This window comes from Acaryochloris marina S15, assembly GCF_018336915.1.
GTDB classification, from domain to species: domain Bacteria; phylum Cyanobacteriota; class Cyanobacteriia; order Thermosynechococcales; family Thermosynechococcaceae; genus Acaryochloris; species Acaryochloris marina_A.
The window spans coordinates 63,800-78,520 of sequence record NZ_CP064927.1; the positions used below are offsets into that span (position 1 = coordinate 63,800).

General features: G+C 48.3%; 13 protein-coding genes and 1 pseudogene. 6 read left to right on the forward strand and 8 right to left on the reverse strand.

Annotated features, from left to right (window positions below):
* Positions 1–28 precede the first annotated feature (28 nt).
* On the reverse strand, positions 29–1,312 hold the full coding sequence (locus I1H34_RS31165) for an IS256 family transposase (protein ID WP_212667176.1): 1,284 nt from the start codon (positions 1,310–1,312) through the stop codon (positions 29–31).
* A 630-nt stretch (positions 1,313–1,942) separates the two neighbouring features.
* Between I1H34_RS31165 and I1H34_RS31175 the strand changes: the two are divergent.
* The 4 genes and pseudogenes from I1H34_RS31175 (at position 1,943) to I1H34_RS31190 (ending at position 5,243) form a co-directional block, all read left to right on the forward strand.
* A pseudogene (locus tag I1H34_RS31175) lies at positions 1,943–3,334 on the forward strand (ISKra4 family transposase).
* Positions 3,319–3,951: a formylglycine-generating enzyme family protein gene (locus I1H34_RS31180; RefSeq protein WP_212667304.1), complete on the forward strand. Its 633-nt coding sequence runs from the start codon at positions 3,319–3,321 to the stop codon at positions 3,949–3,951. Before I1H34_RS31175 ends, I1H34_RS31180 begins: the two are co-directional and overlap by 16 nt.
* A 219-nt stretch (positions 3,952–4,170) precedes the next feature.
* Entirely contained in the window at positions 4,171–4,746 is a 576-nt protein-coding gene (locus I1H34_RS31185) for a pentapeptide repeat-containing protein (RefSeq protein ID WP_212667177.1), read from the forward strand.
* Between the two features lie 35 nt (positions 4,747–4,781).
* Positions 4,782–5,243 carry a CU044_2847 family protein gene (locus I1H34_RS31190; RefSeq protein ID WP_212667178.1) on the forward strand — a complete coding sequence of 154 codons (462 nt, stop codon included), beginning with the start codon at positions 4,782–4,784 and terminating at the stop codon, positions 5,241–5,243.
* Here I1H34_RS31190 and I1H34_RS31195 read toward each other — a convergent pair.
* The 7 genes from I1H34_RS31195 to I1H34_RS31225 form a co-directional block, all read right to left on the reverse strand.
* Positions 5,217–6,011, reverse strand: a complete 795-nt coding sequence (locus I1H34_RS31195) for a ParB N-terminal domain-containing protein (RefSeq protein WP_212667179.1) — start codon at positions 6,009–6,011, stop codon at positions 5,217–5,219. The two genes, I1H34_RS31190 and I1H34_RS31195, sit on opposite strands and share 27 nt — an antisense overlap.
* Positions 6,004–6,726 (reverse strand): ParA family protein, encoded by a 723-nt coding sequence (locus I1H34_RS31200; RefSeq protein ID WP_212667180.1) that lies wholly within the window; start codon positions 6,724–6,726, stop codon positions 6,004–6,006. Before I1H34_RS31200 ends, I1H34_RS31195 begins: the two co-directional genes overlap by 8 nt.
* A 324-nt stretch (positions 6,727–7,050) precedes the next feature.
* A complete protein-coding gene (locus tag I1H34_RS31205; RefSeq protein ID WP_212667181.1) occupies positions 7,051–7,380 on the reverse strand; it encodes a type II toxin-antitoxin system HicB family antitoxin in 330 nt (109 codons plus the stop codon).
* Positions 7,380–7,625, reverse strand: a complete 246-nt coding sequence (locus tag I1H34_RS31210; protein ID WP_212667182.1) for a toxin HicA — start codon at positions 7,623–7,625, stop codon at positions 7,380–7,382. Before I1H34_RS31210 ends, I1H34_RS31205 begins: the two co-directional genes overlap by 1 nt.
* A gap of 284 nt (positions 7,626–7,909) precedes the next feature.
* Entirely contained in the window at positions 7,910–8,560 is a 651-nt protein-coding gene (locus I1H34_RS31215; protein WP_212667183.1) for a PAP/fibrillin family protein, read from the reverse strand.
* 48 nt (positions 8,561–8,608) lie between these two features.
* On the reverse strand, positions 8,609–9,283 hold the full coding sequence (locus tag I1H34_RS31220; RefSeq protein WP_212667184.1) for a hypothetical protein: 675 nt from the start codon (positions 9,281–9,283) through the stop codon (positions 8,609–8,611).
* Positions 9,267–9,794 carry a hypothetical protein gene (locus I1H34_RS31225; protein WP_212667185.1) on the reverse strand — a complete coding sequence of 176 codons (528 nt, stop codon included), beginning with the start codon at positions 9,792–9,794 and terminating at the stop codon, positions 9,267–9,269. The genes I1H34_RS31220 and I1H34_RS31225 overlap by 17 nt, the downstream gene beginning before the upstream one ends.
* Before the next feature lie 313 nt (positions 9,795–10,107).
* Between I1H34_RS31225 and I1H34_RS31230 the strand changes: the two genes are divergently transcribed.
* Both I1H34_RS31230 and I1H34_RS31235 read left to right on the forward strand, forming a co-directional pair.
* Entirely contained in the window at positions 10,108–13,350 is a 3,243-nt protein-coding gene (locus tag I1H34_RS31230) for an NB-ARC domain-containing protein (protein WP_249370341.1), read from the forward strand.
* Positions 13,351–13,486: 136 nt separating this feature from the next.
* The gene (locus I1H34_RS31235) at positions 13,487–14,584 is read left to right on the forward strand and encodes a TIR domain-containing protein (protein WP_212667186.1); all 1,098 of its coding nucleotides are present in this window, start codon (positions 13,487–13,489) and stop codon (positions 14,582–14,584) included.
* The last annotated feature ends 137 nt before the right edge of the window (positions 14,585–14,721 follow it).

The following is a 14,721-nucleotide window of genomic DNA, read 5'->3' on the forward strand; positions in this document are numbered from 1 at the left end:
TCTCCAGGAATTAGGTTAGTGTCCTGATTTATTCACGATGCTTTTTGAAGCGATCATGCTTGGCATGATCCCTACGAGAGACGAGGAAGAAAATCGCTAAACAGCTCTCCTCATTGGGGAAAGCACCAATTTCATCAGCTTTGGTTCGGAATTCCCGGAACAGCCTTTCTAGGGCATTGGAAGTACGAATCAGCGAATGAAGGGATTCATCAAAATCATAGAAACTCAAGGTCAGGGCAAAATCTTTGATAAAGGTTCTGACCGCATCGGGTTCAAGGTCTGTCCATTTCTGTGCAAACACGAGCAACATCACAATCGCTTCTTCCCAGTCTGGCGCTTTATAGATAGCATAGGCATCGTGTTTAATTTGTGAATATCGCAGCTTCTTGGCTTCAGAGTGGGACAGTTCTTGTCCTTGAGCATCCAGGTGTGGCAATTGCTCATATCCCAAATGCCGGAGCATCGCTCGAACCTTATGAGTAATGCATCGCTGATGTTGTGCGAGGGGAAACAGAGCACGAATCACCTTAGGCAACCCAGTCGTGCCATCACTGACAATCAATTTCACCGAATAGGGTTGCAATCCCCGTTGCCACAGATGCGCAAAGAACAGTAACCAAGCTGCCTCCGATTCTTGCGTCGCCATTTCATAATGAAGCACCGTTTGGGTGCCATCGGGCCACACTGCCATAGCGACTAGAATGACTCGGTCTTCCGCATGACGTAGTTTCCGGATATGCCCAGCTTGGTCTTCCCAAAAGTCTTCTGAGGAACACTGAACACTAGCCCAAACACCATCGACAATCAGAATAGGAGGGGTTTCCTCAAGACGAGTCTGACGGCTTTGAAACATTTGCTTCTGAGCTTTTAGCGTAATTCGGTTAATGGCATTAACGGATAAGACTGCTCCTAGAATCTCATAGAGAGCTTCTTGCAGATCCCGAAGCGATAACCCCATAACGTACAAGCCGAGGCAAAAATCGAGGAGACTACCGAGAGCTCGTTGGTAACGTTCTAAAATCTGCCACTCTCGGTCTGCATTCCCTTTCCGTAGCTTAGGGACAGACAGCTGAGCAATACGGCCGTATTGAGTATCGAGGACCCGTTGATAGTAGCCTGAACGTCGAGGTCGATCCCCTTGAACCTCTGATAGATAAGCTTGAACTTCTTCGTCTAGTGCTGACTCTACTGCGTTCTGGGTGACTCGGTTTGCTTCAAGGCGAAGGGTTGCTTCTAGGGCTTTGTTAATAGAGGCATAGGAACTTTGAGACTGAATACGGATAATCCGCTGCTCGCGTTGGGCAATGTTCATCAAGGAATGCTCTGAATTATCTATTACCAAAGCATTTCAGCTATCTCAGCTCATGGCGAATAAATCGGGACACTAACAAATAACAAGTATTGCGATCAGGTACTCCATACCAGTATGAGAAAAAAATATCCTGGGAGTCGGACCAAATCTTGGTAGTCTCCCGGTCCACACTTATCTTGATCTATTGATGTCTCAAACTTTCTCAGCTAATCGACGCAGATTTTTAGTCTTGTTGAAATATACGGGATTAGGAACTCTAGGTTCAGTGATCGCTCACTCTCTTCATTCTTGTGAAGATATAACTACCCGTCCTTTACCCACATTTTTCCCAGAGTTATTGCCGACTAATGAAATTTTCACGGTTGATGCAAAGGGTAGAATTATCCATCGGCGTTCACTCCCCCAACTGCAGATTCTCAAAGAAGACCTTGGCAGCAACATAACATTAGAGATGGTGTCCATTCCTGGAGGAACTTTTACTATGGGGTCTCCTTCACATGAGCTAAAAAGATGGGATATTGAAGGCCCCCAACACGAAGTCACTGGGCGTAAGCAAAGGATCGGGGATGCATGGCTCAAAGAAAAACGGGTCAAGGACAATAGATCCTGTACCCGAACCAAAAAACTATCATGACCCTACCATCGCAATTGCTAACCGTGCTAGCCCATGACGAATTTCTAGAACAAACTGAAGCACTCAAAGTATCAACCAGCCTGAGTCAGATGGTTTATATCGTTCTGCAAATGGGCTTGTTTCTAGCTCGCTGTCTTCTGGAGGATGAACTCTCAAGGCGCGCGAAAGCAGTATTTGTATGGCCTGTATGTACTACCTGCGGAACCCGCTTACATTCGAAGGGATGGGAATCTCGTCAGATGCAGACACTGGTAGGCACTATCTCTTGAAAGCGACGGGTGGGCCGTTGTCCCAAAGGATGTCCAGGCAGTCTGTTGACTCCCCTGGATCAAGCCATTGGGATTGCCCCCTATCAGCACAGCAGCGAAGAACTGGTGCGTCTGGGCTGCTTGTTGAGTCTGTTCATGCCCTATGAACTGGCCAGTTGGATGCTGGGTCAGTGGAGTGGTCTATCCGTGAGTCCATCCAGTTTGTGGAACTGGGTGCAATCCGTGGGTAACAAAGCTCAGCAGGAATTAGAAGCTCAACTCAACGCTCAATCATCAGGGACTCAGGCCCCTTGTGAAGCGATTTCAGAGATGTTATCTGCTCTACCTTTGGCCATTGCCGCCGATGGTGTGATGGTCCCCTTTCGCCCCACCCCGAACTCACCCAAGGGAAAAATCCAGTGGCGAGAAGTCAAAGTCGCCATCTTAGCTCGCCTGGGAACACGGGTTACCCGAGCTAAAAAGGAGGTCCCCCAATTACTGCGTCGAAGACTGGTGGCAGTATTGGGCGATATCGACCAGTTCATCCCTTTACTTCAACTCGAAGCTCACAAACAAGACTTTGAATCTGCTCCAAAAGTCATCTGGCTCAGTGATGGGGGACGAGGCTTCTGGCGAGTCTATCGCACCTTGTTCTCTCATTGTGCTGTGGCAGTCCTCGACTTTTTTCATTCAGCAGGCCATCTGGCACGAGCAACTAAAGCGATGTTTGGAGATGCCCGCTCTGCTCAAGCCCAAGCCTGGTTCCGGCACTGGCGACACCAATTGCGACACGGGCAACACCTACTTGTATTACGGTCCTTGACGATATTGATTCACTCACAACTGTTAACGGGAAAGTCTTTTTCAACGTTGCTCCAGGTGCAGGCTTATTTCCAACGCCATCATAACCACATCCGTTATCGGCACTTTGAACAGCAACAGATTCCTCTCGGGTCAGGAATGGTTGAAAGTGCATGCAAGTGGTTGATTCAGCAGCGCTTTAAGGGAGTTGGCATGCGCTGGAGTGAGGATGGTTTCAACCATTTACTGATCTTGAGAATTGCCTGGGTCAATGAACGGTTTGACTCCTTATTCCCAGAGGTGACCATTCCGAAAACTAAGGCATCCCCGATCCGCTAAATACGCCCGAAGTCACTGTTCCCTCGTTTTACCTGGGCAGATATCCAGTGACCCAGGCCCAGTGGAAAGCCATCATGAGGACTAACCCTTCTAACTCTAAAGGTGCTAATCGGCCTGTAGAGCGGGTTTCTTGGAATGATGCCACTGAATTCTGCCAAAAGCTCTCTCAGAAAAGCGGTAAACTCTATCGGCTGCCAAGTGAAGCAGAATGGGAATATGCTTGTCGAGCTGGAACAATCACTCCTTTCCATTGTGGTGAGACCATCACCCTAGATTTAGCGAATTACTACCCTTCTAGAGGTTATGCCTCTGGCCCAAAAGGACACTCTCTGAAAACGACCACAGACGTCGGCAGATTTCCCCCTAATGCCTTTGGTTTACATGACATGCATGGAAATGTAACTGAATGGTGTCAAGATACTTTGCATAAAAACTATGAAGGTGCCCCCACTGATGGAAGTGCTTGGGAGGATAACTATTACTACGAAAGAATGCGGAGAGGAGGCTCCTGGCTCAGCAACTCGGATGGCTGCCGTTCAGCAACTCGCTCTTGGCTCAAACCATACGATAGTGAAAACAACACCATTGGCTTTCGGGTTGCCTTAGTCGCATCCTAAGAATTCCGTTTGAAATTCATGAGCTTAGTTTTGAGGCAGCATTTGAGCTAAAAGATACGTTTGATGTGTCACAGGTGGTCGAGTTGCCGACTGGAGCGGATAGAGCGTATTGATGAGATGGTTTTGGTGTACCTGAATCGATAGAGAGTGGCGAGGTTTGAGGGGTGAATGAAGAGTGGCCGGATGTATAGGTACGGTTGTGTTTTGGGAGTTGTAGTTATGACTGCTGTGGAATTGTTGGAGCGTTATGCTGCTGGGGAGAGAGATTTCAGTGGAATTAGTCTCCGAGGGGCTAATCTGATTAGAGCTAACTTACAAAGGATAAATTTGTCTAATGCCAAGTTGGGGCGAACTTTGCTCATTGCGGCTAATTTGAGTGACTCCAATTTGGAAGGCATCAACTTGGAAGGAGCCGATTTGACTCGTGCCAACCTGAATCGGGCTAGCCTGACTAATGCTGTTGTTAATGGAGACGCCATTGGAACTTTCTTCGAGCAAGCTAATTTGTCTAATGCTCGGATGTTTAGAGCGACTTTGGATGGCGCCACCTTTTTTCAAGCTAATTTGCACAGGGCGAATCTGGCTTGTACTAGTTTGATTGGGACTCGATTCTTGCATGCTAATTTGCGAGATGCCGATCTCCAAGAAGCCAGAGGGGTTGCTGACTTCACTGAAGCCGATCTCTTGAATACTATCCCTGACCATCCTGCTGAGATGAAAGATTTCGAGAAAAGATTGGGCACTTCCATTTTTTATCGAACTATTATGCCCAATGGAACAATTCGTAGTACCTAAATTTAGGCGATCTCTGAGAAATAATTTACCAGGCCATGCAGGGAACGATCCGCACCTATACGGCCTATACTCTCAACGCTTTCAAAGAGATGGCAACGGCCAACGTCGATAAGGTCACTTTGGAGTTTGGGGTCAAAGTCGCTGGCGAGGGGAGAGTGCCCTACATCACCAAGGGCAGCGGTGAATGCAACCTCAAAATACTGTGGAGTGTTCCTTTCCTGATCGGGAGGGTTGAAAAGTTTCTCCTGCCCCCTCAACAACTGACCACGAGCATCTCAGCCCAACATGTCGTATACCTACCTGGGCGATCGCCACTTGGATTGCATTCACCAGGTCCGCTCTACCCCCGACGCCGCAATCTCCAGCGTCCCTCACCCGAATCGTCTATTGCCTTCGCCCATGATCGACATCATGCGTTCTTTGCTTCTCCCAGTGACGATCTCAAGGTTTTCCCTTTCTTGCTTTGCAAATTACTCAAGAGCTTCAATTTCTGTTAAGACCTGATTAATTAATTTAGTTAGCGAAGGAATTTTTTTTAGAAGCACTGCCTTTTTTGAATCAGAAGGTACATTCATATTGGCTTGTTTCCAATAAAGCAGATCTTTCTCAATCCTCTTTAGTCTCTTGGTTTCAGCAGTTAATACGACATTTGTCGTATTTTTATTTTGATGATCACTCAAATATCGTTGAATTGTCCTGGTATGTTTACCAATAATCACCTCCAATGCAGGTAATAAAGCCTTTTTCCCTTTTCTGGGTCTACCTTTACCATGGCTATATCCTGCGTTCTTAAGACGTTCAGCTAGGCTCTTCACTTCTGTAGGAGTATAGTCGCGCCTATGCTCATTTTCAGCTACCTCACATTGCAAAGCCTTTTCAGGATCAACATCTGCATCAAAAGGCATCACCCGAACAGGTATCTTATAACTAGGGAACTGCTCCTCGAAATTGTCTTGCTTGTTCTCACGTAGAAAATTGATGGCAGCTAAGCGATGGCCTCCTGCCAACAATCTATTCTTTGTATCCACTACTAGCGGCTCGATTAATCCCAATACTTGAATTGATTCGGATAGAGCTAACACATGTTCTTGATTTAATTCCCGTGTGTCTTCAGTTCGATATTTTATCTGTTCTAAATGAAGTAATGTTTTTGAAGGACGGTTAGCATCAGACTCATTTGATACGGCTTGATCTATTACTGACATATCATCAGCAACGTTTAGTGCCTGCTTAAAACGTTTAGAGTTAGTTTTTCGTCTAACCATCAATTCCCCACTTCGCAACAACTTTCAGATCTTTAGCACCACGACATTTGGCATCATATGTCATGAGGGGAATTTGATCTGCTGCTGCCAGTGATAATTGGGTGTCTTGGCGCACAACAAATCTTTGTATGGTTGGGAATGACTCAGCAAGGTCTGCATCGAAAGTACGATCCATAGCTCGACGCGCATCAATTTTTGATTGGATAATCGCCCATCTTGATGCCCCTTTTCTACCTTTTTGGTTGTTTAAATTTAGTTCTTTAATTACGCGACTAGCACCAACTAACGCAAGTGGATGTGCATCAGAAACGATTAATACAGTGTCAGCAGCTTTAATAGCTAAACGCTCTAAGTGCTCATTCCCAGGAGGGCAGTCAAAAACTATCACATCATAATCCATATGATTAACAGCATCAGCCAATTCTTCCTGATCGCACGACTGAATACTATGATTCATTAGGTCAGGACCTCCAGGAAGTACTGACAAATTATCAACTACATTTAGCGGCTCTGGCTTATTCCCACCGAGAAGAGACGCTGTGCCAGGTTTAGTTGGATCAGCTCCCAAAACATATGCAGCATTTGACTGTGGATCCATGTCAATGACTAATACTCGACTTTGAAGGCTAGCTAAGATTGAAGCAACGCCACAGGCAATTGTGGTTTTGCCAACACCTCCCTTACGGCCAGCAACAGCAATACGACTAACAGTCATAATTTAAATTGAGGATTACGAGTATTTTCTAGTCAATCATAAGGTAGGACTCAGGTTTTTTTACACCATTATTAGCGATACCAACAGGGGTAAGATGATCATCTACACTAGAACTTCCCTTGATCTGATTCTCCAACTGTACTATCAAGTCTTACGACCAGGCTTGAGAAGTACTTCAGATCCCTTAGAGTGCTGGCTTCTCCAGTGTTCCGACCTTCACATCTTATGCTCAATCGCAGAGGTCATTTTTCCAGAAGACTAAGACCCTGCAACTCGACACTGACAGGGATATTGATTATTCGCTGGCGGTTTTGGGCATACTCTCTAACCCCCTGGCACCAATTTACTACTGGCTAAACGATTTAGACTGATACCTTGTTCTGCCGCCTGAATTGCCAATTGCCGATGTTGCTCAGGGGGAATTCTCACCATGAATTTACCGCTGTACTGCTTCTTAGATAGAGGCATGGGGATGGGTTCATTTTGTGACTCTAAATCATCAATACAATTTTTGACCAATTCCACAATGCCAGTGAAAGCAGATTGCTGATCTTCATCTAGCCAGCTCAAGCTTGGAAATTCAGCGCACAAGCCCACAAATTCCTCATCTTCTTCAGACCAGATCACCCGGTAGGTATAGAACTTTGCTTCCATCACATTGACTCCAGCTTTTGAATCGCAGCTAACACTTGTTTCACTTGATAGGGTTTGCCCATTCCCTTCTTAGATTGAACATTAACGAAGGGGTCACCTTGCCAGGGCGTCTTGTAGACTCGATGGCTTCCAGAAGTCTGCCGTGCTTCACCGAAATAGTGACTGCAAACCTTGCACAAATCGGAGAACTTAATCCCAGCAGGGTTATTTCCCATTTTGGCAACAATTTTGTCGACACTCGCCATGTAGTTGATAGTATCAATAATGATACTATTGTAAAATACTCCTCTGATAATATCAACTGCTCGTTAGAGTTTCGCTGGAGTCATAATAATTGGCTCAAACAACGAATTTGCGTGTGTGTTTAAGGAGATGACCAAGGGTATGAGCATCATGGACACTACATGCTACGGAACACAGTTGTGAAAAGGGGTTGAGCAAGTTACCCCACAAAACCTGAAAGAACGAGGGATATAGCCGGAGATATTTGTTTCGCAGACTCTTAACGATGCAGCGTCAATGTGGCTCCTTATTTAGTAAAAGGTTGTCGAGCAAGAATAAATAAACTGCCATTTCCCCCTCTACCCAGCCTCAAATCCTGGTCGAGGTAGGTGATATCCAGGCTGGGGATTCTTCCCTCTGGGGAACTAGCTGACATGACTTTAAAAGGTTCTAGGCCAGGTGTTCTCACCCCCAGCAAGTTATGAATATTGAGATGACGTTTCAGAAATTGGATCTGAATACCCCGATTTCGAAGAGTCTCACTCTCTGGTGCCTTAGGTTCAAACGTTGCTGTTATCCTTACATATCCAGTCATCAGACCGAATCGATGATGCACATACGCTTTATTCTCAAATGACTGGCTAGGGATATCGATCACTTGGAAAACTTTACCTACCACTAACCCTAATGGCAACGACGATAAAGAACGAATTTCTTGTGCATCAGAATAGAGAAGCAGCCATGAGCCATTAAGTACTTTTATGGCCTCTTGATCTGACAGAGGATATGGATAGGGGGAATGAGATTCTAATGATCGAGCAAGGGAGTTGAGCAGTTGGACTTGCTGTTGTCCAACATCGAGATCAGTAATCGGTGCATCCTTTACATGGGTATGCTTTGACTGTAGTTTCTGGACAGCCATGGTTAAATCTTGCTTAAGAGAGGTTCGATTATCCAATACTCAACTCCTAGGGAAAAGGCTGCTGATCAAAAACAAGGTTGCTTCTCAATAATTACAGCTAACTTGGCCATCTGGAATAAGACCTATTTGGATCGACTGACCATAAAAATCTCCTTTCTGCTCAATCTTAAATCCACCCAATAGCAGCCCAAGCCAAACCGCTACCAAAGGTAATCGAACTCCCCTCACCAGCTCTACAAACGACACCGCCCCCTTAGCCCCTTCCAAATACTCACAAATCGCGCCCACCCAGGCCCCAACATCCTCGACATGGCTTACTTTCAGGGCAACCGCTTCCCCAGACTCCAGCTCATCGACAAACTCTAGAACCGCATCCTTACTAACTTCCCCCACAACAGACTCAACAGGAACCCCCGTGAACCCCTGACGACTCTTCCGTGACTTCGGCTGACGACACAGATCCGAGACATCCAGAAACATAGTCTGCTGAATCATCCCAGCTAAGAAATCCTCATCCAACACAGGACCTTCTGAGTTGTATCTGTCTTCCCAACCCTGGATCATTAGCTCTGCCCGCTGAAAACAGACCTCAGCCATATCCTTGATCGCATCCCCAGCCACTCGGAGCTGTTCGTGGGGAGAACGACCCTGTAGATGCTGCTCCAGTGAGGCACACATCAGGGAAATATCAGCTTGCTCAGGTTCGTCTAAAGCAGAGGCCAAAGCACTGGCAAAATCTAGCTCAAGCTGAGTGAACATAGCGCTTATCCTTGAGTGGACATTCCGCAATTTCGCACTCAGAAGGTTCCATGCGAATCGGGGGTTCAAACTCCGTGATGCCATACCGATCGCCTAGGACCTTCAGTACCTCCTTCAAATACCGATTCACTTGGGTATTGGTCATTCCCATACAGTGGACAGCTTCAATTTCCGCTAACTTATCACTCCCCTGCCAGACAGTGATAGCCAGGGCATGGAGGTGAGCATCCTTGGGCTTTTCTTTGTAGAGGTAAAGCAACGCCACGGGTGGAGCTTGGACGGGAATCGAGAAGGTTTCCGTGGTTTTTGCTGGCGCTGCTTTTGCTTTCTGGTCAGCGTATTCTCCTCGGCGCTTGGCATTGCTTTCTTTGCGGTGGCGGTAGTGATTTCGTTTGCGATCGCAGGCATTATCCGTCCAGCACCCATCCCCTTGCGGCCCATGAACCCGCTTTGCTTCCATCCGGGAATAGTCGATGCATTGGAGGCAGATGGGGTTTGGAGGTAGTGGCATGGTTCGTTCTTTTGGATCAATACCCTTGAATAGATCATCAAAATCGAGGGGCTGACAGGACTAAATCAAACTAGTAAGCCATTAAAAAGCACTTAAAAAAGCAATTATTTCCATCCCCACCAACGCCCTAGATTCAAGAAATATCCTTAATAAATGCGTAAAGCATATCAAAAGTGCCGATAATTTTAGATGTAATTAAATTAAATTTCAAAATAGCGCTCCGTCATCATTAGCAATCTATCGCAGACCGTCAGTTCTAAACGCTCAACCCAATAGAAAAAAGACAACAAAATATCCCTTAGATTAACGCTGAATGACGAGTCCGAGCCCAGAACAGCAAACCATTCTATTCCTTGCCAGCAACCCAGATGGATTGCGTCAACTCGGACGAGAATTACGTGACATTAAAAACGGGTTACGCAGATCTGAGCATCGAGATCAGTTCACTCTATGTCCCTGCCTGGATGTGCGTACTATAGATATTCAACGGGCATTACTGGATGAAACTCCTCAGATTATTCACTTTGCTGGCAGTGGCAAAGGAGAAGCAGGACTCGTCTTTGAAGATCAAGCGGGCAATCCCAAACTCGTCACGGGTGCAGCCCTAGCAGGGCTCTTTGAATTGTTTGCTGAGTACATCCACTGCGTCATTCTGAATGGATGCTATTCCCAGGTGCAAGCTCAAGCCATCGCTCAACATATTGATTATGTAGTAGGCATGCAGCAGGCCATTAGCAACGAAGCGGCCCTGGCCTTTGCCGTTGGGTTCTACGATGCCTTGGGTGCAGGCCGAGACATTGAATTTGCCTTTAAGTTGGGATGCAGTGCCATTCAAATCGAGGGCTTACCCGAATCTCTCACCCCAGTGTTGGTCCAAAAATCTAGCCTTCAATCCGCACCCCTCCAACCCTTACCCGAACAGCAGACCCATGAAAAACTCTGGAAAGTGCCAGAGTTACCCCCTCACTTTTTACCTCGTCCTCAGACCCTAAAGGCCCTAAGAGAGAAGGTCCTTACGGATCTAGCCCAGCCTGTAGTCATGACCGGGCAACGCATCGGTGTTCAGGGTATGGGGGGCATTGGCAAGTCGGTGTTGGCCACAGCCCTAGCTCGTGACCCTCAAGTTCAATCGGCATTCCCTGACGGTATTTATTGGCTAACCGTGGGGATAGAACCCAACCTACTGGCTCAGCAAATCGATCTAGCAGCAGCCCTCTGTGGTGAACGCCAGGTATTTGAAGATATCAATGAAGGAAAAACCCGACTCCAAACCCTATGGCAAGGACGCCAAAGTCTATTGATTCTAGATGATGTCTGGCGCATCGCGGATGCAGAAGTCTTCAATGTCCTGGGACATCACAGTACCTTGGTAGTGACGACCCGTGACTCAGAATTAATCACAGGATTAGGGGCCACTGACTTTTCCCTTTCGGTACTCCATGAGGATCAGGCGCTGGAGTTATTAGCCGCCTGGGTGGGCGTCCCCATCTCAGATCTACCCTCCCAAGCCCAGACAGTAGCAAGAGAATGTGGCAACTTGCCCTTAGCCCTGGCCCAATGTGGCGCAATGGTGCGAGATTTGACCCCTTGGCCCCATGTTCTCAGCGCCTTACAAGATTCAGATCTTGAATTTATCCAAAAACAGTTTAGTCATTATTCCTACCCCGATGTCTTCAAAGCCCTGCATGTCAGTGCAACGGTCTTAGCAGCAACCAACCCCATCGCTGCCGAGCGCTATCAAGAACTGGCAGTATTTCCAGCCGATGAATTGATTCCTGAAGCAGTTATTGTTCGCCTATGGCAATATACCGGCGCATTAAAGGAGCGAGATGCGGGCAAAATCCTGACCACCTTATCGAGGAAAGGCATGCTGCGGCTAGAGGGGGACTATCCCCAGCGGCAAGTCAGCCTCCATGACTTACAGCAGGATTATTTACAAGCCCAGCAAGCCGACCAGAAGGTATTGCATCAGCAACTTCTGGAGGCTTATCACCAGAGCTGTTCAGAGGGATGGCATTGTGGACCGAAGGACGGGTATTTCTTTGAGCATTTGGCCCATCACCTCCAGCAGGCAGAACGCACCGATGAGTTATGGCAATTACTCTGGGACTATCGTTGGATTCACCACAAATTGGGCGTCACCGATATCAATGCCCTGCTATTGGACTATGAAACCTTACCCAAGGACAAAGACCTCAACATTGTCCACAGTGGGTTGCGGTTATCTAGCCATGTCTTAAATCAGTATCCTGAGCAGCTTCCCAGTCAGCTCTATGGGCGTTTGATGAGTCAAGACTTACCCCATGTGACCGCTTTGACTCAATCTTTAGCTCAGGGACCGGGAGAGTGCTGGATAAGGTGTCTATTCCCCCATCTCAACCAAGCGGGGGGAGCATTAGTGCGCACCCTCACCGGACATACTTCCCATGTCACTGGCGTCAGCATCAGCCCCGATGGCCAAACCGTAGTCTCCGCGTCTGGGGACAATACCCTGAAGGTGTGGGACCTGGAGACGGGCCAGGAGCAGCGCACCCTCACCGGACATACTTCCCATGTCACTGGCGTCAGCATCAGCCCCGATGGCCAAACCGTAGTCTCCGCGTCTAGTGACCATACCCTGAAGGTGTGGGACCTGGAGACGGGCCAGGAGCAGCGCACCCTCACCGGACATACTAACTTTGTCAATGGCGTCAGCATCAGCCCCGATGGCCAAACCGTAGTCTCCGCGTCTAGTGACCATACCCTGAAGGTGTGGGACCTGGAGACGGGCCAGGAGCAGCGCACCCTCACCGGACATACTTTCGCTGTCGAGGGCGTGAGCATCAGCCCCGATGGCCAAACCCTTGTCTCCGCGTCTAGGGACAAGACCCTGAAGGTGTGGGACCTGGAGACGGGCCAGGAGCAGCGCACCCTCACCGGACATACTGCCTCTGTCTTTGGCGTCAGCATCAGCCCCGATGGCCAAACCCTTGTCTCCGCGTCTAGTGACCATACCCTGAAGGTGTGGAACCTGGAGACAGGTCAGGAGCAGTGCACCCTCACCGGACATACTTCCTTTGTCAATGGCGTCAGCATCAGCCCCGATGGCCAAACCCTTGTCTCCGCGTCTTGGGACAAGACCCTGAAGGTGTGGGACCTGGAGACGGGCCAGGAGCGGCGCACCCTCACTGGACATACTGACTTTGTCGAGGGCGTGAGCATCAGCCCCGATGGCCAAACCCTTGTCTCCGCGTCTTGGGACAAGACCCTGAAGGTGTGGGACCTGGAGACGGGCCAGGAGCAGCGCACCCTCACCGGACATACTTCCACTGTCAATGGCGTGAGCATCAGCCCCGATGGCCAAACCGTAGTCTCCGCGTCTAATGACAATACCCTGAAGGTGTGGGACCTGGAGATGGGCATGGAAGTGATGAGCTTCACGGGAGAAGGCGCGTTTCGATGTTGTGAGATTGCCCTAGATGGTCGCACCGTCATTGCTGGAGATTTTGGGGGGCAGCTTTACTTTCTGCAGCTAGAAGGCCCCAGCTTTTCAGACGGCGGGGAGGTCATCTCATGACTTAAATCGTTCTAATATCCCTCCAATTCCTGCCTTAACGTTCGGGGTGTTCTTTCACAACCGAAGGCTATCGATGTCGCATTTCAATACTTGAACGTTCCACTATCTTTTGCCCGAATTTATCTGCCCTACCCTCATGACTGCCCAAACCATTCTCTTTCTCGCTGCAAATCCTAAAGATACTCAGCCTCTTCGATTGGATCAGGAGTTAAGGGATATTGGTGAGGGTTTACAGCGGGCTCAACATCGAGATGAGTTTAAGCTTGAACAGCGACTGGCGGTTCGCCCCCATGATATTCAGCGGGCCATGCTAGATCTGAATCCCCAGATCGTTCATTTCTCAGGCCATGGGAATGGGGATGAGGGCTTGGCCTTTGAGGATGTCAGTGGCAACACCCAGTTGGTCAGTGGTGAGGCGATTGCAGACCTGTTTAACCTGTTTGCCGATCAACTGCGCTGCGTAGTCCTCAATGGCTGCTATACCGAGGTGCAAGCAAAGGCCATCTCAGAACATATTCCCTATGTGATCGGGATGAAACGGGCGATTGGGGATAAAGCGGCGATCTCCTTTGCCGTGGGATTCTATGATGCCCTGGGGTCAGGACGAGATGTGGAGTTTGCCTTCAAGTTGGGCTGCACCGCCATTCGTATGGAAGGCATTGAAGAACATCTCACTCCCGTTCTGATTAAAAAGCCCATTACAGAGGAAACTAAGGATCAGGATCAACCCAAGGCTCAAGCTCGTCCAACACCTACGCCTTCTCCCATGACTCCAAACGCCGATGCCCCCTTAGAGGTCTTTATTTCCTATTCCCATAAAGACGATGATTTGCGAGAAGAGTTAGACATCCATCTCTCCAATCTGAAACGACAGGGGAAAATTGCTGCTTGGCATGATCGGGCGATTGAAGCAGGGGAAGAATGGGAAACCCAAATCAAAGGCCATCTGGAGTCCGCTCAAATCATTCTGCTACTGGTCAGCCCACCCTTTATGGCCTCTAACTATTGCTATGACATTGAGATGCAACGAGCGATAGACCGCCATAACGAAGGCACAGCCCGAGTCATCCCTATTATTCTGCGTCCCTGTGACTGGAAAGGGTCACCCTTCAGTAAGCTTCAGGTACTCCCTAAAGATGCCAAGCCCGTGACGAAATGGGCTGATCGCGATGAGGCATTTTTGGATGTCGTCAACGGGATACGGAGGGCGGTAGAGACCCCACTAAAAAAGTAGACAACTCTTCGTCAGGGCACAGTCCACCAACGGAGAGTCATCAGGGCCAGGGACCAGAAGCCTCGTCATCTTCCCAGGCAAGTCCCCCTCATAACCTCCCTCGCAGCGGTGTCGTTAAATTTGTCGGTCGTGACCAA

What these genes read in the sequence shown, in the direction of transcription:
- I1H34_RS31165 (WP_212667176.1), bottom strand. Translation starts at nt 1,312, where the DNA reads ATGAACATTGCCCAACGCGAGCAGCGGATTATCCGTATTCAGTCTCAA.
- I1H34_RS31185 (WP_212667177.1), top strand. Translation starts at nt 4,171, where the DNA reads ATGACTGCTGTGGAATTGTTGGAGCGTTATGCTGCTGGGGAGAGAGAT.
- I1H34_RS31190 (WP_212667178.1), top strand. Translation starts at nt 4,782, where the DNA reads ATGCAGGGAACGATCCGCACCTATACGGCCTATACTCTCAACGCTTTC.
- I1H34_RS31195 (WP_212667179.1), bottom strand. Translation starts at nt 6,011, where the DNA reads ATGGTTAGACGAAAAACTAACTCTAAACGTTTTAAGCAGGCACTAAAC.
- I1H34_RS31200 (WP_212667180.1), bottom strand. Translation starts at nt 6,726, where the DNA reads ATGACTGTTAGTCGTATTGCTGTTGCTGGCCGTAAGGGAGGTGTTGGC.
- I1H34_RS31205 (WP_212667181.1), bottom strand. Translation starts at nt 7,380, where the DNA reads ATGGAAGCAAAGTTCTATACCTACCGGGTGATCTGGTCTGAAGAAGAT.
- I1H34_RS31210 (WP_212667182.1), bottom strand. Translation starts at nt 7,625, where the DNA reads ATGGCGAGTGTCGACAAAATTGTTGCCAAAATGGGAAATAACCCTGCT.
- I1H34_RS31220 (WP_212667184.1), bottom strand. Translation starts at nt 9,283, where the DNA reads ATGTTCACTCAGCTTGAGCTAGATTTTGCCAGTGCTTTGGCCTCTGCT.
- I1H34_RS31225 (WP_212667185.1), bottom strand. Translation starts at nt 9,794, where the DNA reads ATGCCACTACCTCCAAACCCCATCTGCCTCCAATGCATCGACTATTCC.
- I1H34_RS31230 (WP_249370341.1), top strand. Translation starts at nt 10,108, where the DNA reads ATGACGAGTCCGAGCCCAGAACAGCAAACCATTCTATTCCTTGCCAGC.
- I1H34_RS31235 (WP_212667186.1), top strand. Translation starts at nt 13,487, where the DNA reads ATGACTGCCCAAACCATTCTCTTTCTCGCTGCAAATCCTAAAGATACT.